Origin of the sequence: Nostoc sp. (genome assembly GCF_036917275.1) — a bacterium.
Classification (GTDB): domain Bacteria; phylum Cyanobacteriota; class Cyanobacteriia; order Cyanobacteriales; family Nostocaceae; genus Nostoc.
This window is the reverse complement of record NZ_JBALDF010000017.1, coordinates 1-21,386: the sequence shown is the minus strand read 5'-3', so window position 1 is coordinate 21,386 and position 21,386 is coordinate 1. Positions and strand designations below refer to the sequence as shown.

The window sequence follows — 21,386 nt, the reverse complement described above, 5'->3', positions numbered from 1 at the left end:
AGACAAACTGCTGTCTGCAATGCGCTATAGTTTGGTGGATATCTTGAAGAACATACGGAGATTCATATCATGACGGCTGCTACCACGCCCAAAGTTCCTGTTGAAGCCTCAATCCATCAAGTAGAACCCTGCGTGATCGTTATCTTTGGAGCAGCGGGAGATTTAACCAAGCGTCTGCTGCTTCCCGCTCTCTACAACCTCAAACAAAGCAATTTGCTGCCGCCGGAATTTGCGATCATTGGAGTCGCACACAGTCCAATGAGCCAGGATGATTTTCGCAGCAAACTCGCCCAAGACATTCATGAGTTCGCAACGGTTCCCGTAGACGATCATCTCTGGCAACCGCTTGAGCAACGACTCTACTATCTTGCTGGTGAGTTTCAAGAAGCTGACACCTACCATCAGTTGCAAGACTTACTAACTCAAGTCGATCAAGACTGTGGCACTCAGGGAAACTATTTGTTCTACCTGGCAACTGCCTCTAACTTCTTTTACGACATCATTACGCAGCTGGGTGCGGCAGGATTGGTGCGCGAAGACAATAATCAATGGCGGCGAGTCATCATCGAGAAACCATTTGGGCACGACTTGGAATCAGCTCGTGCCCTGAATAAATCCATTGGTGCTGTCCTTGAGGAAAAACAGATATACCGCATTGATCACTACCTGGGAAAAGAGACTGTACAAAACATTCTAGTGTTTCGGTTTGGTAATGGCTTATTTGAACCGATTTGGAATCGTGAACATATTGATCACGTACAGATTACCGTAGCCGAAACGGTTGGGGTCGAAGGCAGAGGCAACTTTTATGAAGGCACAGGGGCATTGCGGGACATGGTGCAAAACCATCTTTTTCAACTGCTGGCAATGACGGCGATGGAACCACCGATCTCGTTTTCAGCCGATGAGGTGCGTGATGAAAAGTCAAAACTATTGAAGTCGATCATTCCGCTGACTGCTGAAACTGTGCAAACTCATACTGTCAGGGGACAATATGGTGCAGGAACAGTGAAGGATACTCAAGTGCCTGCTTATCGCTCAGAGTCACGAGTTGCCTCCGATTCTACTACTGAAACTTATGCTGCCTTAAAGCTGAACATTGACAACTGGCGTTGGGCAGGGGTGCCGTTTTATCTCCGAACCGGTAAGCGTCTGACTCAACGCGTCACAGAAATTGCAATTCAATTTAAGCAAGTACCCTCACTATTGTTTCGCCAAACATCGATTGATCGCCTCACACCCAATTTTTTGACCATCCGCATTCAACCAAAGGAAGGAATTCATCTCAAATTTGGCGCAAAAGTGCCTGGTCCCGCCATGACGATGGATGCGGTTGAAATGAACTTTTGCTATAATGACTACTTTGGCAAGATTCCGAGTACCGGCTATGAAACCTTACTCTACGACTGCATGATCGGTGATGCGACTCTGTTTCAGCGCTCAGACAACGTAGAACTGGGCTGGAGCGTTGTCAGCCCCATTCTGGAGGCTTGGGCAACCACGTCACCTGAAAACTTTCCCAACTACACAGCAGGCTCATGGGGACCATTGGCAGCAGATGATTTGTTGGTGCGCGATGGTCGGCAGTGGCTCCCGGATTGACCTATAATTCTTACCAGAGATATTGCTGGCATCCATACTTACTTGGCTTTCTTTGAAGTGGAAGGGATGCCCCATTAATTTTCTCTTATTTACCCTGACAACGGCTTATTTAATAGGAAAGCTGTTAATGAATCAGACCTAAGTTCAGTACGCCCCAACTGTTGAGCAACAACCAAACAATATACTTTAACAGTGCTAGCCCTCTCATCCCAAGACTCTTATGTTTTCACTCGGAAATGCAAACTAAAACGAGGATGTTACCAGTTTCACCTGATAAAAATACATTTATCTCGAAAAATACTACTTTTTGACGAATTTACCACTCAATGTCAACTTCCAAATAACTGACCTTTCTACGGGACAACTAGCCAAAGCTCCCTTGCTCGCCTTAATAGGGCTGCTATCCTCATTGACAGAGCATACTTCAATCAGGATACCACATGAAAATCTTATGGATTTATGACACAAAATTGACACACTAATGATATATGAAAAGTATATGATCAACTATAGTTTTTAAATATTCCCTATAATTTCTGTTTAATAACTGCACTGTTTATAAATCTAATTTTTTAATCAAGCATTAACTAAACAAGTTAAAATTTCTCTAAATAACTAAAAAAATCAATGTGAGGTGACAATGAAAATTTTTAACTTATACAAAATTAGCTTGTTTTCAGGGTTGCTAGTTACACCATTATGTGTTTTCTCTCCGAAAATACTTGCACAAACTCCAACTACTCAAGAGCCAGGAGTTATTATTAATAAAGGGTCTACGAATACTTGCAAGTATATAATTCGCGTCTTGCCGTCAGGAAAAGCAACTTATACTGTTTGCAACAGGAAAGGTGCAGGTGAAATAAAAGTGAACACAGCTACTAAATTTTTTAATGATATTTTAGCAGCTAAACCACTATCAAAATTACCATATAAGCCATGTGCAAAATCTGTTTCGTTTGGGACATCAACTGAAGTCATTTATCAAGGACAAAAATCTCCAGATATTAGCTGTCCAAGTAATGATTATAGAGTAATAAGTTTGTATAATAACGCCGAAAGCATTCAAAAGGAATTGAACTTTTCAATTTATAAAAATCAATTTCCAAAGTGAGCGATGATTAGTATTCATATTATCAAATATGCCAAATCGGAGCTTGAGGTGAAGATTTTAGTGATTAGTCATAAAACCCTTTTGCTTAAACGCCTTTGTGAGCATACTATTTACCTATCAAAAGATAATTCGTTAAGTTTATCTTATATCAACAGGACTTACGCAAAAATTGCCAAAAAGCTTAATTTATCGAACCGTCAAGACGCCTTCTCTGCGAGAGGCTCCGCCGACGCGAAGCGTCTCGTTAGACAAGAACGCCAAGAATCGTAGAGTGTGCGTAAGTCCTAATCAAGTTCGGGTGATTACTTATAATAAAATCTATCAATGTAGGTTAGGTTGAAGCCAGTGAAACCCAACATTTACTTCTTGTTAATGTTGGGTTTCGTTCCTCAAACGCCACTTGCTTCTCCCTTGGCGCTAGCCTCTGCCAATGTGAGAAGGGGAGACGCTGCGCGTAGCAATATCTCCGTAGGGGTACAAGTCAGGAAACTGCAAGGGCGCAGTGGCTCCCCAGGATATTCGAGTTTCTCCTGGAATCGCTTACGCATCTGTCAAGAGTATCTTCCGGGTTGCTCCAGGGGAAGCTTTCACCTCTAACAGTTTCCCTAGTCCCCCTTGTCGATACTTTTGCAACCAGCGTATTACGGTTGAGCCATCTCTTCCCAACATGCGGCTTAATTCCTGATCCGGTGTTACAAGTCCTGTTTTTATCCACCACAGAAGAAGCAACCGTTCTTTCTCAAAATCAGTACGAGCCTTCTTGAGACTTTTTGACAGATATTCAGCCCTCTGACTGATCTCTAAGTTCAAAGGGCGTCCCATTGCTTGCCAAGCAGTGTTTACCAAGCAGTGTTTAATTTTTCCTAGCGAAAAACCTTTTCTACCAGAGCCTTGTCTTCGATTGCAGATGTTAGAGACGGCGATCGCCCCTAATCATGGCTTTTAGCCAATTGCCGACTTGACAGTAAGCAGAGATGATTTCCTAGTACTTCAAGAGAAGAAATGCCCTGCTTTCTTATCCAATTCAATTTCAGATTAACGTGAATGACCAAAATAGCTTTATGATTTTCTACAAAAGCATATTTGAAATTATTTTGGTAGTATACCAAAATATTCTCAAGCTCATTCTGGAACATGGTGAATTACTTAAAAGTGATTCGTGCAATCCAGGTATTGAATGTGAAGGTTCTTCCAGGGTCAAAAAAAGTGCAGGGAGATGAAAAGTATGGCTGAACAACCATTTCATGACCAACTGAGTTTAGAGGAACAAGCTGAGAAACTTGGAAAGCAAGCAGTAAGTTTGGGTCTGATTCCAAGCTTTGTGGTGCATTACTTTCCAGATACTTGGGTATTTTATATACCTAATGAAAATCAATCAGAAGCATTGACACCAGAAGAGGCATACCTTCGTTTAAAGCAACAGGTTAAACAGTAGATATTTTAACAACAGATTTTTGAAGATAACAGCTTGGTACTGTAATCCTTAAGTAACAGTAGTTATGGCGAAACCTGCAATTTTAACCGTCGATGATGATCCAGAAGTGTTGCAAGCGGTGTCACGAGACTTGCGGCATCAGTATGGCGATCGCTTCCGCATTGTCCGGGCAAATTCTGGTATCACCGCTCTGAACGCGGTGCAGCAACTCAAATTACGGAATGAAGCAGTTGCTCTATTTTTGGTGGATCAAAGAATGCCCCAAATGGGAGGTGTGGAGTTCCTTGAACAGGCAAAAGACATCTTTCCTGATGCGAAACGTGCTTTGCTGACGGCCTATGCAGATACGGATGCTGCTATTAAATCAATTAATAGTGCCAGACTTGATTATTACTTACTCAAGCCCTGGAATCCACCAGAAGAACGGCTATATCCGGTTTTGGATGATTTGCTAGATGACTGGCTAGCTGGATTCCGCCCACCATTTGAAGGGATTCGAGTGATTGGTAATCGTTGGTCGCCTTTTTCCCATCAGGCGAAAGACTTCCTGGCGCGTAACCAGATTCCCTATAAGTGGTTAGATATTGAACTGGAGCCAGATGCAGTAAAATTAGTAGAATACGCAGAAGCTGATGGCAGACAGCAATTGCCCTTGGTACTATTTCCCGATGGTTCTCGATTAATCCAACCATCTAATTTAGAGATTGCCGCTAAAATTGGACTACAAACCCAGGCAGAACGCCCCTTTTATGACTTGGCGATCGTAGGTGGTGGCCCTGCCGGACTAGCAGCCGCCGTCTATGGCGCTTCTGAAGGATTGAGTACTGTCTTAATTGAGCGTGAAGCACCGGGCGGACAAGCAGGCACGAGTTCACGCATTGAGAACTATCTGGGGTTTCCTGTTGGCTTGAGTGGCAGTGATTTGGCAAGGCGGGGAGTCACTCAGGCGCGACGATTTGGGGTAGAGATTCTTACTCCTCAAGTAGTAACTGGGGTTAGGCTGCAAGATCCTTATCGGGTTTTGCAATTGGCGGATGGCAGCGAGATTAGTTGCCATGCACTTTTAGTTGCAACCGGCGTTTCCTACCGTTGGCTGAATGTCCCAGGAGCCGAGAAGCTGACAGGGGCAGGAATTTATTACGGTGCTGCGATGACTGAGGCGATCGCCTGTAGCAATGAGGAGGTTTATCTGATAGGCGGGGCAAACTCCGCTGGACAGGCAGCTATGCACTTTTCTAAGTATGCCAGCAAAGTGATTATATTGGTGCGAGGTGAGTCACTCTCATCAAGTATGTCCCAATATTTGATTGACCAAATTGCGGCTACTGCAAATATTAAAGTATGCACAGGTTGTAGCGTTGTGGAAGTGAAGGGAGATGAACATCTAGAAGAAATTGTGATTGCCCATGCTAAGACTGGACAAACTGAAACTGTGCCAGCGCGATCGCTTTTTATCTTCATCGGTGCTAGCCCTAAAACTGATTGGCTCGATGGTGTTATTCGACGCGATGCTCAGGGGTTTATCATCACAGGCCCCGACTTGATGCATAATGGCAAATCTCCTCCAGGCTGGCGTTTGGAACGTTCACCTTTTTTGCTAGAAGCCAACGTTCCTGGCATCTTTGCAGCCGGAGATGTGCGATCCGGGTCAATTAAGCGGGTGGCATCCGGTGTGGGTGAAGGTTCGATCGCCATTCAATTCGTTCACCGCTACCTGAGCAATGTTTAGTTGGAACGGGAAAAACTAAGGAGGTTAATTGATGTTGTGTATTGAAGAATTGATTAACTTAGACCCGTTTCAACAGCTTTCTAAAGAGCAATTGGAGTGGGTTTGCGATCGCGCTCAAACGGTTGAACTCCATGCTGGAGAAGTGTTGGCACATGAGGGAGATCCTGCACACGGCTTATTTATCCTAATCAAAGGTAAAATTAATCTCGCCCGCCGCAGTCAAGGAGTTGAAATTCCCATCGGGCAACATGAAGCCCCATCCTTTTTTGGTGAAATTCCAGTCCTCACAGATGAACCTGTACCTGTGACAATGTGGGCATTGACAAATTGCAGCCTTTATGAATTAAAAGGAGAAGACTTTTGCAAACTGCTGCATGAATCTCGTGATTTTGAACGGATGATTTTCCGTATTATGCAACGTCGTGTCCGGGGGCTAGAGTCTTTTATTCGTGGGCGGGAAAAGATGGCAGCTTTAGGGACACTTACCGCAGGTCTAGCTCACGAACTCAACAACCCAGCCGCAGCCCTGGTTCGGACTTTAGGGGAAATGCCAGCCGCCATCCTAGAGTTACAACGAATGAACTTAGTTTATGGGCAACGCAATATTGAGGAAGCGCATACTCAACACTGGTTGAGAGTACGCGATCAGGGCTATGATGCGATTTTGAATAATCGCCTAGATCCGGTGACATTAAGCGATCGCGAAACCGTGTTGCTGGAATGGTTAGAAGATTATGGTGTGAACCAGGCATGGAAATTAGCGGAACCTTTAGCAGAAGGCGGTGTTGAGGTAGAAACCCTAGATCATCTCATGGAACGTTGGCGCAACGACGACACTGAATTGCGAGAAATGGGATTGCACTGGTTATCGCTCTCGTTTGAAGTCATGTCAATGATTAAACATGGTTTGCGAGGAGCCGAAAGGATTTCTGAACTTGTGCAAGCGATGAAGTCTTATACTTACCTAGATCAAGGTGTTCAGCAAGAAGTGAATATGCATCAAGGTTTAGAAGATACATTGCGATTGTTTGCTCATCAACTCAAATGCGGCATCCAAGTACAACGTAATTATGATCAACATCTTCCTAAAATTCTTGCTTATGGCAGCGAACTGAATCAGGTATGGACGAACTTAATTGACAACGCCATAGATGCAATGGATGGTAAGGGACTGCTAGAAATTACAACATACCATTGCGATCGCTTTGCCCATATTGACATCATCGATTCTGGTAGTGGAATTCCACCTGAAATTAAAACCCGCATTTTTGAACCTTTCTTCACTACCAAATCAGTGGGGCGTGGTTCAGGACTCGGTTTGGAAACCGTTCGCCGGATTGTAGAAAATCGCCATCACGGTACACTCTCATTTGAGTCGCAGCCAGGTAGAACTTGTTTCACTATTTGCTTGCCCAAGTCAAATAAATGAATCATTCTTGACTCTACAAATTTTTGTGTTTCATGTCAGCCTACAATCTATAAATGGAAAATACAAGTATAATTTAATCCCAGAATATCTAAAATTAACTGTCAAGAAATCATGACTAAAGATGGCAAGTTATTTGGATCATTTACTCTAAATATTCGGCAAATTAACCTGTAAAAAATGAAAGTAATTGTGATTGGTGGTGGAATTGGGGGTTTAACTTTAGCCCGTGCTTATTTAGATGCAGGAATTGAAGTTGAGCTATATGAGAAACGCCAGTTGAATGAAATGCTCTCCGGTGCAGGAGGGATATTTATTCAAAGAAATGCTATGCGTGTTTACAAACTCTTATGGTCAGGGAAAATTTATGAACGTTTTTACAAACAAGGAGGCAAAATTTGCCAAGGAGGGTTTTTTAATAAAAAAGGAAAACCATTGTACATAAACTCCCCGCAATTTATAGGTGAAGAAGACTTGGGTATATGTCTTTCTCGACCGGAATTACAACAGATTCTATATGAAGCATTGCCTGAAGGAATAGTCAGGACTGGTATGACATTTGATAAATTTGAGGAGGTAGGAGATCGTGTGCAAGTTTATTTTCAAGATGGTAGTACGACAACTGGGGACATATTAGTAGGGGCAGATGGTCTTTACTCAAAAGTACGAGCCAGCCTCAATGGTCAAGAACGATTAGAGGAAGCAGAGTACAGTGGCATGTGTTGCTGGAGAGGTTTTTTTCAAGGTTCAAGTCTTCCATTAGATAAAAAATATAGTTGGATGGAATTTTGGGGTCAGGGTAATCGCTTTGGATATTTTGATATCGGAGGAGGGCAATTCTCCTTTTATGCTTTTAATAACAGTGCTAAAGGTGAAAATGACGACTCAGTTGGAGGTTCCTTGAATGCTCTAAAGTTGATATTTTCAGATTATGCCGAACCTGTAGCTTCCATCCTCAAGGTTTTGGAAAATGAAAACATTTATCGAGATGATATTTTTGATCGCCAACCAATAGCTAGTTCTTGGGGAAATGGTCGAGTTACCTTAATCGGAGATGCAGCACATCCTGTCCAACCAAGTCTTGGACAAGGGGGTTGTATGGCAATAGAAGATGCGTTTGAACTTGTGAAGTTGCTTACTAATCTTACTAACAGCAACCAAGTAGTGTCACTGTTGCGTCAATTTGAGCAAAGTCGTAGCAAACGAGTTAGTCGTGTATTTACTACTTCTCGCCAGGTTGGTCAGCTTGGACAAACTACCTCTGCAATGGGATGTATCCTCCGCGACTGGATTTACAAGCTTACTCCCACCTGGTTAGCTGACTTGCAATTTAGATGGTTGTTTGATTACCAACCTGATTGGGAATAATAGCTCCCTTAAGTAATTCAAACAAGTAGAGAGATAACTAACCTTATACACTGGCGACAGTTTCAAGGCAACTTTTGTTTGGACTACTTCTATACCCCAGCCTTTGATGCCTTTGCGATCTTCTAAGCTTCTTCAAAAGCCAGATGATTCGGGCATTTTACCTGCGAGCTACCCGTTTTAACCAAGCCACTTTTGAGTAATTATTCTTGAAAGCTGATTTCAGTTGTGAGAATTGGGTGTTGATTAACTTGTGATAGGAGAAAATTAGTCAACATTGGTATTCACTCCAAACTAATTTTCCATAACCTGTCTAGCAGATTGGACTGTTGCAATTGACCATTACTGCTGTCAGACCAATCATTGCCATATACCAACCCAACACTGAATATATTATTTACAGGATATTGCCCTAGTTTTCCAAAACCTTCAATATTGTTTGAATCAGTGATTACCTGCTGGTTCAACTTCATGGTTGTTTGGTTACCGTCAGCAAAATAAATTGTCGCTCGTTTGTTATGAAAGCTTATCTGAACTTTGTAGACACCACCTGTTGCATAGATGCACTTCCCTCATTGTACCTTCATTACTTGCAATCGCTTGTATAAATATTTTAATTAATTACTTAATCTATTATAACTAATAATTTTTGATGTAATAATACCAATTAATACGAATAGACCTAACGCTCTGCGAAAATAATTAACACCTTGAAATAATTCTAGCCAGGCCCAAGTAAACAAGGAGCCATTTGCTACTACGTCTAAGACTGTATTAATTTTGCCACTCGTAAAAATTAGAGCAAGTATACTGGTTACTATCCAAACAATAAGAGGTAGATTTGGCATCTGAGCTATAACAATTTTGCCATCACTGTCACGAAAGGTTTTATCGATTAATGTATTTTCCATAGCTTTTAATTGCCAATTAGCTAAAAATTATTAACTTACAAAACTATTGAGAAGATGCTGACATCGAACTGCAAATTCTTTAATAATATTAAAACATTCAAAATTCTATTTTCAAGCATCTAATTGCATAGATGAGAGCGGTAAAGTATATTCATATATAGGTATATTGAAAGGCATACTCACATTCAATCTGCCATTTAGATATTGCAGGACTGTTCACCTGCACTCTTATGAGGAAGTTAGAAATTAACAGTCAACTAGTTCGCAGCAAATGGTAAATCAAGCCATCCATTCAGTCTACTATGGGGCATCTGTTACTAATTGACCAAATTTCTGCGAGTCAATGTCCTTGAACTCTAACATCACGCGCCACCTCTGATCACGCCTTATACTGAGTAATTATTTAATTAGATTAATTCCGTACTCTACCCGCTCAATAATTTTGACTCCGGCTGAAATCATTGACTATTTTGCTCAACAGCAGTCTGAGCTAAGAACCACAAAGAAATCATCAATAATTGCCCCTACCTCTAACGTATACTAACTAGCTGTAGTGTATGAGTAACACAGCTAGTCTTTATGGGTACAGAATGTTCAGAGGCGAATGGTACTAAGTTAAGACACAGCCTTTGCTGTGACTGCTTCCCAACTTCTAGGCTCTTAACCGCTCTTGGGAGGCTTTGCCTCCACTAGTAAGATCGAGGCAGAGCCTTTGAGAATACATTCCCAGCCTGGAGGCTAGTAACTAGGCAGCACAAGACTCTGGGCTTATCTTAGCACCATTCTGTTCAGAGGCTTCAAGATGAGTTACTTCAAGAGAGCGAATCAACTCTCGAATAACGTCAGTTGCTGGTCTGCCTGTAATCGCACAATATCGTTCAAGTTTTTCGCTCTCAGTTGATGTAAGATTTATCGTCATTCGTTTGACAGCCCATTTTTTGTTCATGACTTGCTCTATTAATCAAAATTGAAAAATTAAATTTACAAAGCACTCTCGCAATAGTTAATAAATAACAATACTAGCTAGATGTTAACCACAGCATACTTGCCTTGCCATAAGAATATTCTAGACATAACCACGCTAATGTATTTACATGTAATCAAAAACTTCACCAATAAATCACTTATATGAATTTTAGATTCAGATGAACAGCTTCTGGATACAAAATTTGCTAACGATTACCAAACCAAACTGTCCAGTCTAATTGTTGCATCAACCCTGATCCTTGTGATAAAGAGTAGAGCCACAGTATAAAAATCGCCGGAATATTTTGGAGGAGATTAGGAAGTTGAACTAGAATTTACGTATTTACACAAAATTGATATTATGCAATTAAGCCTACCTTCTGTGATAGGTGTTCTAAAATAAAGTCACGAGCTACTTAAAGAAATAAATTTATTTGTAGTTCATACCAATTTTTAATTAAGTTCTCTATTCGCATTAATTTTAATTTATCAATATATGCATCCTGAGTAGTAATTAATTTAATGAATAGCAAAATATCTACGTTATAATTCATTTTTAATTATATACTTTCAATTCTAAAAAATATATTTGTATAGTATAATTCTTGTCTTACCCAATAGTAAATTCTGATAATTGACGCATTTTTGGAGTATGAAAACTAATCAGAATATCTTGTTTATCTATTGTTCATGATCTCCAAGCGGCGTTCGTTAACCAGGGAACTAGACCAAGGGACCTCGGTTAAAAAGTGGTGTAAACGATGGTAAGTTTCCCCTACCGCGTTCTCTGCGAGCAGGAATATGCTCTCACTTTCTCCTAATAATCCCCCTAAATAATGCCTAAACTCTCTTTCCCTCTTCTAACACATCAAAATAATTATCATTCTGGAAAAATCCTGTCCCTTGTTTTTCTTGGAATAATTTATTCTTTGGAAGTCCCTGTTTAGAGTTTTATCTATTAACTTGATTGCTAGTTCTGGTTTCTTCTCAAATAGAGGGTCTTGTTTCCCTTGTGCTAAAGAATCAGCGTGCTGATATAATTCGATATCTAACGGTAAGCTTTTTCTCCCATCAGATAAATGTGTTGTTACTACTACTACTATTCCATTATCTGTTTTACCTATTTCTCCGATATACTGCCTCCCTACTCCCGCAGTAAAATTACCCGGAGGCGGAGCGTCTCCGGCTCCGCACTCTTTTTATGTCCAGAATCATCAATTATGAGGCTAAAGCCTCTACTGATTCTCGTCTGACTACACTTGTTCATGATTTCTAACCGACGCTCATTCACCCGATCGCTACACCAGGGTGCTTCGGTTAAAAAGTGGTGTAATCGGTGGTAAGTAACCTCTACAGCATTAGAAGCCATTTGAAACAGGTTTTTTCTCTCACTTTCACCTAATAATCCCCCTAGATAGTGTCTAAACTCTCTTTTTTGAGCTTTATGAGTAAACACATCATCAAATCTTTTACACCATCTTTCAAAGCACGGGGGCATGGCTGCGGTAATGGTTTCTTTCATGAGCTTCTTTCAATGTGAAAGCTACGCTAATTAAGCATTATATCCTTTTTCGTATTTCAGTTTTGTTTAAGTCCCGCTAGCAAAGACGCCCAAGAGGCGGCACGCAAGAGTGGGTAATCACCTCATGTAACCATTTTTTGAAATTCGGGGTGCTAAAGAGATTCAAAAAACTTACTGAGAAGTAATTTTAAGAAGTTTTATTTAGTTTCAACTTTTACAATTGCTGACATTCCCGGATTAAATCGAGATTCGTAACCTTGAATACTTGATTCATCAAACACAATCTTGACAGGAATTTGATGTAATGAATTATTAGAAGCTGAATTACTCGTAAGATTATCTTGTGGTATAAAGGCGATACTATCTACTTGGCCTTGAAACTGCTGATTAGCAAAGGCTGAGACTGTAATTTTTACCTTTTGCCCTGGCTGTATCTTTTCTAACTGCTTTTCTGGAAAATAGGCAATAATCCAAGGACGTGGCTGCATTATTGATAAGAGAGTTTGCCCTGGAAGCACCTGCTGTCCTACTTGGACATTTTTATTGCCAACTAGTCCACCAACCACAGTCGCAATGTTAGTGTAGTCCAACTCCAGTTCCGCTTTTTTTACCTCTACCTGCTTTTGAGTAAAAGTAGCCAACGCTATCTTATATTGTTGCTCATTTAGCCTCTTTTGATGATTCAGGACTTGTGCTTGTAAAGTTCTTTTTTTAATCAAAGCTCGTTGTTCTATTTGAGCATTTTCGTTTTTGCGAATTGGCTGTGGTTCTGGAGTATCAATAGCAATTTTGAGAATTTTTTCCCGTGCCAATGCTGCTTGCTGTTTAGCTAATTCTAGAGATGTTTTTGCCTGTGCCAGAGATAATTGATAGTTATTTTTGTCAAGTTTCACTAATACCATGCCCGGAGATACAATTTGATTATCATTAAATGTAATTTCAGTGACTATTCCTGATACACGAGTAGTTACAGGGTTGATCTCTGCGGTGACATGAGCATTATCAGTTTCTAGATGTTTTTGCCTATATTGCCATTGATGGTAAGCATAATTTCCTAAATAAATTGCAACAACACCCAATAATACTCCCGATCCTGTAAGCAGTAGCAGATACCGAACCCAAGAAGGTGATAATTTTTTGTTGAAAGGATTGTTTGATTCAGTAGAAGTGTTAGTTGGCTCCTGTTGCGACAACACGGGAGTTTTTTGTTCTGATAATGTTGTAACTTTTTGGAACTGTTGTAAAAAATTCAAGCGTTTCATTAGTGTTTTTTGTGTAAAAAATATCTCCGTATAACAATTGGCACTACTTAACTAGTCCACTTTCAGAATACGGTAAATATCACTTGAGTGCATAGTTCTCTCAAAATAGCTTCATAAGTCACTATATCTAATGATCCGCCCAGTTTTGCTGACCTTGATCAACGGTAGGAGCGATCGCGCAAATAGGATTCAAAGTCGGTCGGTTCAGGAAAATCGCGTTTCAACTGCGCCAAATCCGCTGCGTAACCGACGTTCTCAAACCAGCGATACATTGTGGTCACTTCCTCTCCGGCTTGCTGCTCAAACGCTTCAAATGGAATTTGTTGATATTCGACGTTTTTTCCGAAAACGCTGCTGAATGCGGCTGCGATTTCCGTCATTGTCATATCCACACTTGCGACTTCCTGTTCGCGGTTCAAGAAATCTGCGGGGCGCTTGAAAACCTCAGCGACCATCTCCCCATAATCTTCTTCGGAAAGTTGCTGCAATTTCGTCTTGGGACTGAGCGGCTGGGAAAGCGTTCCGTTTTCAACCATTAGGCGCATCGCGTTGTAATTGTAAAAGAAGAAAACCGGACGCATAATCGTGTAGGGTAACTTGATCGCTCGGATGTGTTCTTCGACTTAAAACTTGCTGTCAAAATGCGGAATACCAGTTTTACGTTCGGCGCTACCCACCGAACTGTAGACGAAATGCTGGATACTCGCCGCTTTCGCTGCGTCTGCGACCGCTTTCCCCTGACGGATTTCAGTTTCCATTCCATCTTGGAAGTTCTGCACCGAAAAAACGCCATAGGCACCTTGCAGAGCGCCTTCAAGTGAAGCGCGATCGCTAAACTCTCCTACTACCAGTTCTGTCCCCGCTTGTTGGAGTGCTTGAGCAGCAGGCTTGTTTGGGTCGCGCACAAAGGCGCGTACCTTAAAATTTCCGTGCTGCAAAAGATGACGCGCTACTGACCCTGGCGTTGACAGTTATCTGAGATTCGACAATTCAGAAGTTATTTTAGAGGCAGTCATTCAAGGAGCCGATGTGGTGCAATTCTAAGGAATGCATTGGCATTGTATGGGAACGCATTAACAAACCCAGATCAATCACACATTTTTAAACGTGAATTTCTTTCAGCATAGCTGCTTTCTCGTGTCGGAGACGCTACGCGAACGTACTTCTGCCTTCTGAAGAATAGAAAAAGCGATCGCTTCGAATACGGCTAAGAAACCGCAGCTTGCAAGCATAACCCATTCGATATAAGTAAGTCGTGGAGAAAATTTTATGACTTACGCACACTCTACGATTCTTGGCGTCTTGGCGGTTCGATAAATTAAGCTTTTTAGCAATTTTTGCGTAAGCCCTAAATTTATAAGTATGTAACAAACAATTAAGCAGAAGAATTAGGCTTGAACTGTTAAGCGTTGTATGAACTCAATATTTTGAGTAACTGCAAATATTAAATCAATACTATAGCAATTCTAAATCATTCGTGAAAAGTTAGATCCCTGATAACTTTTACGAAGTCGGGGATCTGGACACCAAGAATTTTCACAAATAGGATTGCTATGTTCGCCCTACAGCAGCCTTTCTCCTAAAGGAGACGCTACGGGTAGCTTGCTTCCTGGTAAAAGTATAGGCATTTTACGGCAGGCAGTCTTTTCGCTAACGCAATGCTTACGGCAGTTACTCCCCGTTGTAGCGATCGCCGTTACTCCAGACGTGTAGCACAATACTTCTTTATAACTGTGCATCAGACACAATACCTTTTTATGTCCAATTAATCTCTTTGGAACGAAAGGCTCTATCCCAATCGTTAGCAATCACTTCCATGATATTAATCATGCCTTCATAACCAAAATATGGCTTGTCAACATAAGTTTCTCTGTTAGTGGGGCTAAATACATCAAAAGCAATTTTTATTCCTAGTTCCTCTGCCATGTATTTTTCCCATGCCGAGCCAATCACAGCATCAACATCAAACTCTTCTAAGGTCTGTTTTACCTGATAGCCATCTGCCGAAAATACTATATGGGAAGTAAGACCGAGGCTGTACAGTTCTCGCTCCAAAATTGAACGAGAATCAGGCATCGCCGAGCGAAATAATAAGATTTCTGGAATCATCTCCAATTCTTCAAAGAGCATTCTCACCAGTCCAATGCCAAGCGTCCCATCCGCAGATATGGCAATTCTACAGTTACGATATCGGGGAATAATCATCAATGCTCGTTTGCGAAGTGTATCTACAACCATTTCTTCGCCTTGTTTGATGATTGGCTCCACTTTTTCATCTATCTTGAAATGTGCCGCTAATGCCTTCAACCACCGAGTAGTGTTGTTTACACCTATTGGTAAAGGTATATCATCAAGGATCAAAGGGATGTTATGAGTCTGTTGCATTTTGCGAGCAAACTTATACCCAACATCATGACTGAGAACAATATTGGCGGTTGCCTCACCAGCTTGCTCTAGTTCTTCAAAGGAGGTATTATGAGAGAAGACCGTCTGTACTTTAATCCTTAAAGATTTTAACGTCTGCTTTACCCATTCCAAATCAGCCCACCAAGTAGGATTTAGATTTGCCTGTGGTGCAATGATATTTACAATCCTTGGCTTCCTGCCCCTTCTCTTGGTCTGCCTTTTTTTGATAAAAGGAAGTAAAGCTTCCAAACCCATCTCCAAGCCATCGTAAGCATTGCCCCGAAACCCACCAGCCATTAAAGGAACGAGTTTGGCTTTGATATCTGGCTGGAGCTGGTTGCATAATCCCGCAATATCTTCACCAATGATGTCTGCCGCGCAAGTTCCAACGACAAACATCACCTTAGAATCAAAAGATTGATCAGCCTCTTTAATCATCCCTTTAAGTTTCTCAGACGCTCCCATCACAATGTCTGACTCAAAAAGACGAGTACAACCTACTTTCCGTTTGGTGAAATCAACCTCATGAGCATCATACCCAGCTGCGACAGTAGACGCGCAACCCTGTGGAGACTGAATCACAATACTGACATCTTTAATACCAGCAACTGTAGTTGCAATACCTTCAAGAGCACAGCCAACTACTGGGTCTTTACTATGGTTACAATTGTCAAAAGTCGTTTCAGCAGACATTTTTCCTCCTATTTCTCTAAAGTTTGACTGTGGTAAACGCGTTTCACGCAATCTGTAACAGCTTCTGCCTTAACGTTTCCGTGTTTCGCGCAGCCTGTAACAGCTTCTGCCTTGACATTTTCGTGTTTCGCGCAGCCTGTAACAGCTTCTGCCTTGACATTTTTGGCTTAAGCTTTGTTCGTATCAGTCTACGTAGGTTGGGTTGAGGAACAAAATTCAACATTTCCGAAGAGTTTGTTGGGTAACACTAAAGTTCTACCCAACCTACAATTTTCTGTTTGAGACAAATCCATACTTTTATTTAGCAAAGTCACATTTCATTTATTACTCGTTCATACATTTTCCCCGTCTCTTCTCTGCATATACGGTACAATCAGGCATATCTTGAGCTAATTTTCCGCTTAGTGATTGAACAGATGCTAACCCGGAATCTTTAGGGAATACCATTTGCTTGGTTAAAGCACTCCGAGGTCTAAAGGCATATTGGAGTGCTGTTTCAATACACCTTGCGACCTTTAAGGCTCCGCGATAGCCAAATCTGGGACGATTTAAGATAGCATTTAAATCGACTACGGGAATATGGGGGAAACTTAAGGAAGAACCAAAATAAACTACCGATTCTGCATCAAGACCACCAATAAAATCTAGTAATTCATCTTCGGTTTGTTTCATGGACTCGTACTTGCCAAAGGCCAGCGTCCCTTTCGTAATCAAGATTTCCGGGTCTAACCCTGTTTCCAATAGGTAGTCTACACTGGTTTCTCGTGCTTCTGTACTCCAGGGATGGAAGTTATAGATTACTACACGCATCCCAAAATCACGATCCAACATGTGAGCAAGGGATAAGCACTTGATAGCATCATGTCCTTCGATAATCGCTAACTTCCCCTCTATATAACCCTTAGCTGCTTCAAATTCAGTCTTAATTGCGGCATATTCCTTTTCCATTAGGGCAGCCGCTTGTTCTTCCATGCCTAAATATTTTGCCGCCCCTTCGAGCCATTTTTCTGTAGCAGCGATTCCATAGGGAAGGATGGTAGAATTTAGCGGAGTACCAAACTTGTCTGACATGGCTTTGCCGATGGTATAGCCAAGATCCAAACATAAAGTACAGTTGACTGCCGCACTCGGTGCTTGCTTGAGTTCTTCTAAAGTACAGTCACCAGCGATGACGCTATGAACTCGTGCCCCCATTCCTTCTATTAATCGCACCAGTTCTTTAACATCAGTTTCGACTTCTGTTCTTTCAGGGCCCATCTTTGCGCCTACAATATTGACAGCATCGGCTAGTTGTGCCTTCCGCTCTGGAGTTGGCGGCTCCATAAAGTCTACGATTTGCCGAAATACGATATCAAATCCACTGCGATATTCCCCGGCAAATCCTTCACAATGTATCGTCATGATCTCAGACTGAATTTCGCCACGCGCCTTATTCACGACATCATCAACACAGTCCCCAATAATACCAGACGCACAACTAGTGGCAACAACGATCGCATCTGGATGGTATTTTTCATTTACTTCTCGAATCGCGCCTGCTAATTCTTTTTCTCCACCAAAAATTACCGCCTTTTCACTCATGTTCGTAGTCACCACGGGTTCATAAGGTGAACCACTATTGCGGCTATTGGTCAGCTTGTATGCCCGCTTTACTCCATAAGCACAGCCACTCGGCCCGTGAGAAATGACGATCGCATTTTTAATCCCACTTAAAATCTTCGTTGCAGTCCAAAATTTACAGGGGCGGGTATGACTACCTTGTAAAGTAGTCTTAATTTTACCCTCTTTTGCCAAGCGATACAGTTCGCTCAAATTTCCGTAAAATACGACATTCTTATCTATACTTGTTGCAGTCATGATTGCTCTCCAATATTTTATCTTTTTTAAACGCAGAGAGTCGCTGAGGTTAGCGCAGAGGAACGCAAAGTTTTGAATAGACGCTCCAGCACTCAAACTCTGCGCTCCTTTGCGCTTTACTCTGCGTTCCTTTGCGTTAAAATTAAATCCTCAATTCCTCCTACCAAACGTTTAAGATCCACTCGCGATCGTGCTTGTTCTCCATATCTGCAAACATGGTGTTAGCAATGGTGTCTGCTAGCCATTCTGCTCCTTTATAGCCAATAACGGGGTATTTCCACAGACCTGCCCGGTCAAAGCTGGGGAAGCCAACCCGAACCATTGGAATTTTGTGATCGATAGAAATATATCGACCTTTGGAATGACCTAGAATCAAGTCGATTTGCATGGATTTATCTTTAATGCGGCGCTCCAATTCCCAAAGGTCTGCATTCCAGATGACTTCGATATCACAGGCTGCTTGCTTCTCTAACGCAGCAATTCTTGGGTCTTTGCTGGTAGCTCTGTTGTCGTCTCCCAACAACATCAGTGCTGGCTCTAACTCACATTCCAAGCAGAACTCTGCTAGGCCAATTACCAGATCGGGATCTCCGTAAATAGCTACCTTCTTGTTAGCGAAGAACATGTGGGCGAGGTCGGCGATCGCATCGATAGCCTTTCCGCGTTCTCTAACTAAAGATTCTGGTATTGGTTTGCCAGTCAGTTTCTGGATATTTTGCAGCCAGACGTCAGTGTTTTTGATGCCAATTGGTGTTGGACCAATAATTGCAGGAACCTTAAACTTCTCTTGTAAGAATTCAGCTGAGCTGCCTCCTTCATATTTGCATAAGGCAATAGTTCCCAACGCATTAGCAGAATCAGCAATTTCTTCAATGGTTGAATTCCCAAAGGCAAAACTTGTCTTATCGGGCATCGTGGGCGCATCAAAGGATTCTGTATCCACTAAGATGTTTGCTGGAACATCCATATCTTTTAAGATGCGCTTGATTTCGGTGACATCTCCAGGGTTAAGCCACCCAGTAATGAGGTTCAACTTGCCAGTTGGTTCGCCTTTTTTTGCCAGGCTAGAAATGATTGCATGTATGCCGACATTATAGCCACTGACCTGGCTACCTTTGTAACTGGGGGTATGCACGGGAACAAGGACAATTTTGCGATCGGGATAGGCTGTCTTTAACTGGCCGTTCAACTTGTTAATGGTTCCTTCGATATCGTCCCCAATCGTCTCAGTTGAACAAGTCGTAATAATTGGAATAATCCGTAAATCGGGATATCGTGCGACTAAGGTGTGTACAGCTTCCTCAATACGTGGCTGTCCTCCAAGGACAGCGCTATTTTCATGGAGTGAAGAAGAAGCAATGTCAAAATTTTCCTTCAAATGCTGGGCAAACAGCAGACGAACGAACATACTACATCCCTGTCCTCCATGCACCAGGGGAATACAATCTTTTACTCCAATTGCAGCATATTCAGCCCCAGCAGGCTGACAGGTAAATATAGGATTGATGATTCCCTTGCGTTCTTTCTGTTTTACAACTAAAGACATTCTCTTGACTCCTATGTGGTAAAAAATTGCGTGATTTTGTTTGGCGTTGTTCAACGAAGATATGAATTGTCATTTTGAGCTTAAGAAAGTAGAGCAATGCCTGCGGCGAGTGATCGCTAACGCTTTACGCTACCAGGAAGTAAGCTACGCATACCGCCGATTACAGAAGAAAAGTAGAATTGAATTTCCTAAAAATCTTGGAAACTAGATGAGATGCCTCTGTAGTAAGACGGTACGCGGACACTAGAATTCTTGGGAATGTTATTGGTGCGTAGCTCGTCGTAGACATCACTCTCTACCCTGTAAGAAAATTTCTGCACAAACACTAACAGGATGACTTGACTCTAATTCATACTCCAATTGAGCAACGCCGTTCGTTTGGTGAGGCAGTCCTTGAGGGTTTCCCCCAAGAAGAACTGCCGTTAGTTCAGCGTAAAACCTTCGAGCTTCCCTTAGAGCGACGCAGGAGCGTCACCCGGAGGGTTGAATTACCGATCTAATTGCTTTAATAAAGCGAATAATGCAATTCACCATTCTTCGACTTGGTTATTACAATATCGATCAGCATTGCCTTAACAGATTCCAGTACTGCCTTCTTTTGCGAGTTTTCCATGCTACCTAACCATGAAAACCTGATTTCTAGGTCAGCCGAAAGGATCTTCGCATCTGCATAGAAACCCCTGTCAATCAAGGTTTCTAGAACCACCTTTTCTCCAGTCAAGATTTGGGCGGCCATATTGAGAACACCATTGATGTTTTCTTCCCGATCCCATGCACGCGAGTGAAACTGCCACAAACACCGTTCTTGAATTAATTTTGTGACTTGTGCAGCTCGATCTTGAATGTATGACGCGATTTCGTTAGCTTGCTGTTGAACCTGTGGTGCAGCTTCCTTAACTGGTTGTTGAACCTGTGGCGCAACTTCCTTAACTGGTTGTTGAACCTGTGGCGCAACTTCCTTAGCTGGCTTTTGAACCTGTGGCGCAACTTCCTTAACTGGTTGTTGAACCTGTGGCGCAACTTCCTTAACTGGTTGTTGAACCTGTGGCGCAACTTCCTTAACTGGCTGTTTGGCCTGCGGCGCAGTTTCCTTAGCTAGCTGTTGAACCTGCGGCGCAGCTTCCTTAGCTGGCTGTTGAACCTGCGGCGCAGTTTCTTTAGCTAGCTGTTTGACCTCGGAAGTGATTTCCTTAGCTGGCTGTTTGGCCTGTGGCGCAGCTTCCTTAACTAGCTGTTTGACCTCGGAAGTGGTTTCCTTAGCTAGCTGTTTGACCTCTGAAGTGGTTTCCTTAACTAGCTGTTTGACTTCTGAAGTGGCTTCCTTAACTTGCTGTTGAATTAAAGAAACGACATCCTCAGATTGGCCTTTGGCAGCTTTACCGTTGCCATTACCATTGGTACTTACCGGATTTTGGTCATCACGGATATCAATTTGAGCCAACTTCATCAGAGGAGAATAGATGGCATTGTACATATCCCGTGCCATATTCACCGCACCTTCAAAGCCCATGTATGGACCATTGTGGTAGCCATGACCATTCACATAAGGCAAATG

General features: G+C 42.1%; 17 protein-coding genes and 3 pseudogenes. 7 read left to right on the top strand and 13 right to left on the bottom strand.

From position 1 onward, the window contains the following. Positions 1-69 precede the first annotated feature (69 nt). Both zwf and V7K35_RS07100 read left to right on the top strand, forming a co-directional pair. Positions 70-1,602 carry a glucose-6-phosphate dehydrogenase gene (gene zwf, locus V7K35_RS07105; RefSeq protein WP_335077523.1) on the top strand — a complete coding sequence of 511 codons (1,533 nt, stop codon included), beginning with the start codon at positions 70-72 and terminating at the stop codon, positions 1,600-1,602. 640 nt (positions 1,603-2,242) lie between these two features. Then, entirely contained in the window at positions 2,243-2,713 is a 471-nt protein-coding gene (locus V7K35_RS07100; protein ID WP_335077521.1) for a hypothetical protein, read from the top strand. A 540-nt stretch (positions 2,714-3,253) separates the two neighbouring features. On the opposite strand, the gene V7K35_RS07095 is transcribed toward V7K35_RS07100, so the two are convergent. Next, positions 3,254-3,559 (bottom strand): helix-turn-helix domain-containing protein, encoded by a 306-nt coding sequence (locus V7K35_RS07095; protein WP_335077519.1) that lies wholly within the window; start codon positions 3,557-3,559, stop codon positions 3,254-3,256. Positions 3,560-3,938: 379 nt separating this feature from the next. Here V7K35_RS07095 and V7K35_RS07090 point away from each other — a divergent pair, with 379 nt between their 5' ends. From V7K35_RS07090 to V7K35_RS07075, 4 genes are all read left to right on the top strand, one after another. Further along, on the top strand, positions 3,939-4,148 hold the full coding sequence (locus V7K35_RS07090) for a hypothetical protein (protein ID WP_334795068.1): 210 nt from the start codon (positions 3,939-3,941) through the stop codon (positions 4,146-4,148). Between the two features lie 64 nt (positions 4,149-4,212). Beyond that, entirely contained in the window at positions 4,213-5,877 is a 1,665-nt protein-coding gene (locus V7K35_RS07085; protein WP_335077517.1) for an FAD-dependent oxidoreductase, read from the top strand. Between the two features lie 31 nt (positions 5,878-5,908). Further along, positions 5,909-7,306, top strand: coding sequence for an ATP-binding protein (locus V7K35_RS07080; protein WP_335077515.1), 1,398 nt, complete (start codon positions 5,909-5,911; stop codon positions 7,304-7,306). A 177-nt stretch (positions 7,307-7,483) separates the two neighbouring features. Then, positions 7,484-8,671: an FAD-dependent monooxygenase gene (locus V7K35_RS07075; RefSeq protein ID WP_335077513.1), complete on the top strand. Its 1,188-nt coding sequence runs from the start codon at positions 7,484-7,486 to the stop codon at positions 8,669-8,671. A 281-nt stretch (positions 8,672-8,952) separates the two neighbouring features. On the opposite strand, the gene V7K35_RS07070 is transcribed toward V7K35_RS07075, so the two are convergent. The 11 genes and pseudogenes from V7K35_RS07070 to vnfK all read right to left on the bottom strand — a co-directional run bounded on the left by V7K35_RS07070 (position 8,953) and on the right by vnfK (position 19,831). Beyond that, positions 8,953-9,141: a hypothetical protein gene (locus tag V7K35_RS07070; protein ID WP_335077512.1), complete on the bottom strand. Its 189-nt coding sequence runs from the start codon at positions 9,139-9,141 to the stop codon at positions 8,953-8,955. Between the two features lie 144 nt (positions 9,142-9,285). Then, entirely contained in the window at positions 9,286-9,579 is a 294-nt protein-coding gene (locus V7K35_RS07065; RefSeq protein ID WP_335077510.1) for a hypothetical protein, read from the bottom strand. Positions 9,580-10,324: 745 nt separating this feature from the next. Continuing rightward, entirely contained in the window at positions 10,325-10,525 is a 201-nt protein-coding gene (locus V7K35_RS07060; protein ID WP_335077508.1) for a CopG family transcriptional regulator, read from the bottom strand. A 706-nt stretch (positions 10,526-11,231) separates the two neighbouring features. After that, positions 11,232-11,402: pseudogene (locus tag V7K35_RS29625) on the bottom strand (IS701 family transposase); the annotation flags it as partial. Between the two features lie 72 nt (positions 11,403-11,474). After that, a pseudogene (locus tag V7K35_RS07055) lies at positions 11,475-12,067 on the bottom strand (IS701 family transposase); the annotation flags it as partial. A gap of 197 nt (positions 12,068-12,264) precedes the next feature. Next, complete coding sequence (locus V7K35_RS07050) at positions 12,265-13,329, bottom strand: HlyD family secretion protein (protein WP_335077506.1); 1,065 nt, start codon at positions 13,327-13,329, stop codon at positions 12,265-12,267. Positions 13,330-13,487: 158 nt separating this feature from the next. Further along, positions 13,488-14,300, bottom strand: a pseudogene (locus tag V7K35_RS07045) (NmrA/HSCARG family protein). 591 nt (positions 14,301-14,891) lie between these two features. Beyond that, positions 14,892-15,068, bottom strand: coding sequence for a hypothetical protein (locus V7K35_RS07040; protein WP_335077504.1), 177 nt, complete (start codon positions 15,066-15,068; stop codon positions 14,892-14,894). Between the two features lie 16 nt (positions 15,069-15,084). After that, positions 15,085-16,428: a nitrogenase component 1 gene (locus V7K35_RS07035; protein ID WP_335077502.1), complete on the bottom strand. Its 1,344-nt coding sequence runs from the start codon at positions 16,426-16,428 to the stop codon at positions 15,085-15,087. Between the two features lie 324 nt (positions 16,429-16,752). Continuing rightward, positions 16,753-18,285 carry a nitrogenase component 1 gene (locus tag V7K35_RS07030; RefSeq protein ID WP_335077500.1) on the bottom strand — a complete coding sequence of 511 codons (1,533 nt, stop codon included), beginning with the start codon at positions 18,283-18,285 and terminating at the stop codon, positions 16,753-16,755. A gap of 160 nt (positions 18,286-18,445) precedes the next feature. Beyond that, entirely contained in the window at positions 18,446-19,831 is a 1,386-nt protein-coding gene (gene vnfK, locus V7K35_RS07025) for a V-containing nitrogenase subunit beta (protein WP_335077498.1), read from the bottom strand. A gap of 338 nt (positions 19,832-20,169) precedes the next feature. On the opposite strand from vnfK, the gene V7K35_RS07020 reads away from it, so the two are divergent. Continuing rightward, positions 20,170-20,331 carry a hypothetical protein gene (locus V7K35_RS07020; RefSeq protein ID WP_335077496.1) on the top strand — a complete coding sequence of 54 codons (162 nt, stop codon included), beginning with the start codon at positions 20,170-20,172 and terminating at the stop codon, positions 20,329-20,331. Between the two features lie 5 nt (positions 20,332-20,336). Here the strand turns inward: V7K35_RS07020 and vnfG are convergent. After that, positions 20,337-21,386 (bottom strand): V-containing nitrogenase subunit delta (vnfG, locus tag V7K35_RS07015; RefSeq protein WP_335077494.1); only part of this gene is annotated, 1,050 nt, incomplete at its 5' end.

Coding starts and splice junctions, on each gene's coding strand:
- zwf (WP_335077523.1), top strand. CDS start 70: ATGACGGCTGCTACCACGCCCAAAGTTCCTGTTGAAGCCTCAATCCAT.
- V7K35_RS07100 (WP_335077521.1), top strand. CDS start 2,243: ATGAAAATTTTTAACTTATACAAAATTAGCTTGTTTTCAGGGTTGCTA.
- V7K35_RS07090 (WP_334795068.1), top strand. CDS start 3,939: ATGGCTGAACAACCATTTCATGACCAACTGAGTTTAGAGGAACAAGCT.
- V7K35_RS07085 (WP_335077517.1), top strand. CDS start 4,213: ATGGCGAAACCTGCAATTTTAACCGTCGATGATGATCCAGAAGTGTTG.
- V7K35_RS07080 (WP_335077515.1), top strand. CDS start 5,909: ATGTTGTGTATTGAAGAATTGATTAACTTAGACCCGTTTCAACAGCTT.
- V7K35_RS07075 (WP_335077513.1), top strand. CDS start 7,484: ATGAAAGTAATTGTGATTGGTGGTGGAATTGGGGGTTTAACTTTAGCC.
- V7K35_RS07070 (WP_335077512.1), bottom strand. CDS start 9,141: ATGAAGTTGAACCAGCAGGTAATCACTGATTCAAACAATATTGAAGGT.
- V7K35_RS07065 (WP_335077510.1), bottom strand. CDS start 9,579: ATGGAAAATACATTAATCGATAAAACCTTTCGTGACAGTGATGGCAAA.
- V7K35_RS07060 (WP_335077508.1), bottom strand. CDS start 10,525: ATGAACAAAAAATGGGCTGTCAAACGAATGACGATAAATCTTACATCA.
- V7K35_RS07050 (WP_335077506.1), bottom strand. CDS start 13,329: ATGAAACGCTTGAATTTTTTACAACAGTTCCAAAAAGTTACAACATTA.
- V7K35_RS07040 (WP_335077504.1), bottom strand. CDS start 15,068: ATGCACAGTTATAAAGAAGTATTGTGCTACACGTCTGGAGTAACGGCG.
- V7K35_RS07035 (WP_335077502.1), bottom strand. CDS start 16,428: ATGTCTGCTGAAACGACTTTTGACAATTGTAACCATAGTAAAGACCCA.
- V7K35_RS07030 (WP_335077500.1), bottom strand. CDS start 18,285: ATGACTGCAACAAGTATAGATAAGAATGTCGTATTTTACGGAAATTTG.
- vnfK (WP_335077498.1), bottom strand. CDS start 19,831: ATGTCTTTAGTTGTAAAACAGAAAGAACGCAAGGGAATCATCAATCCT.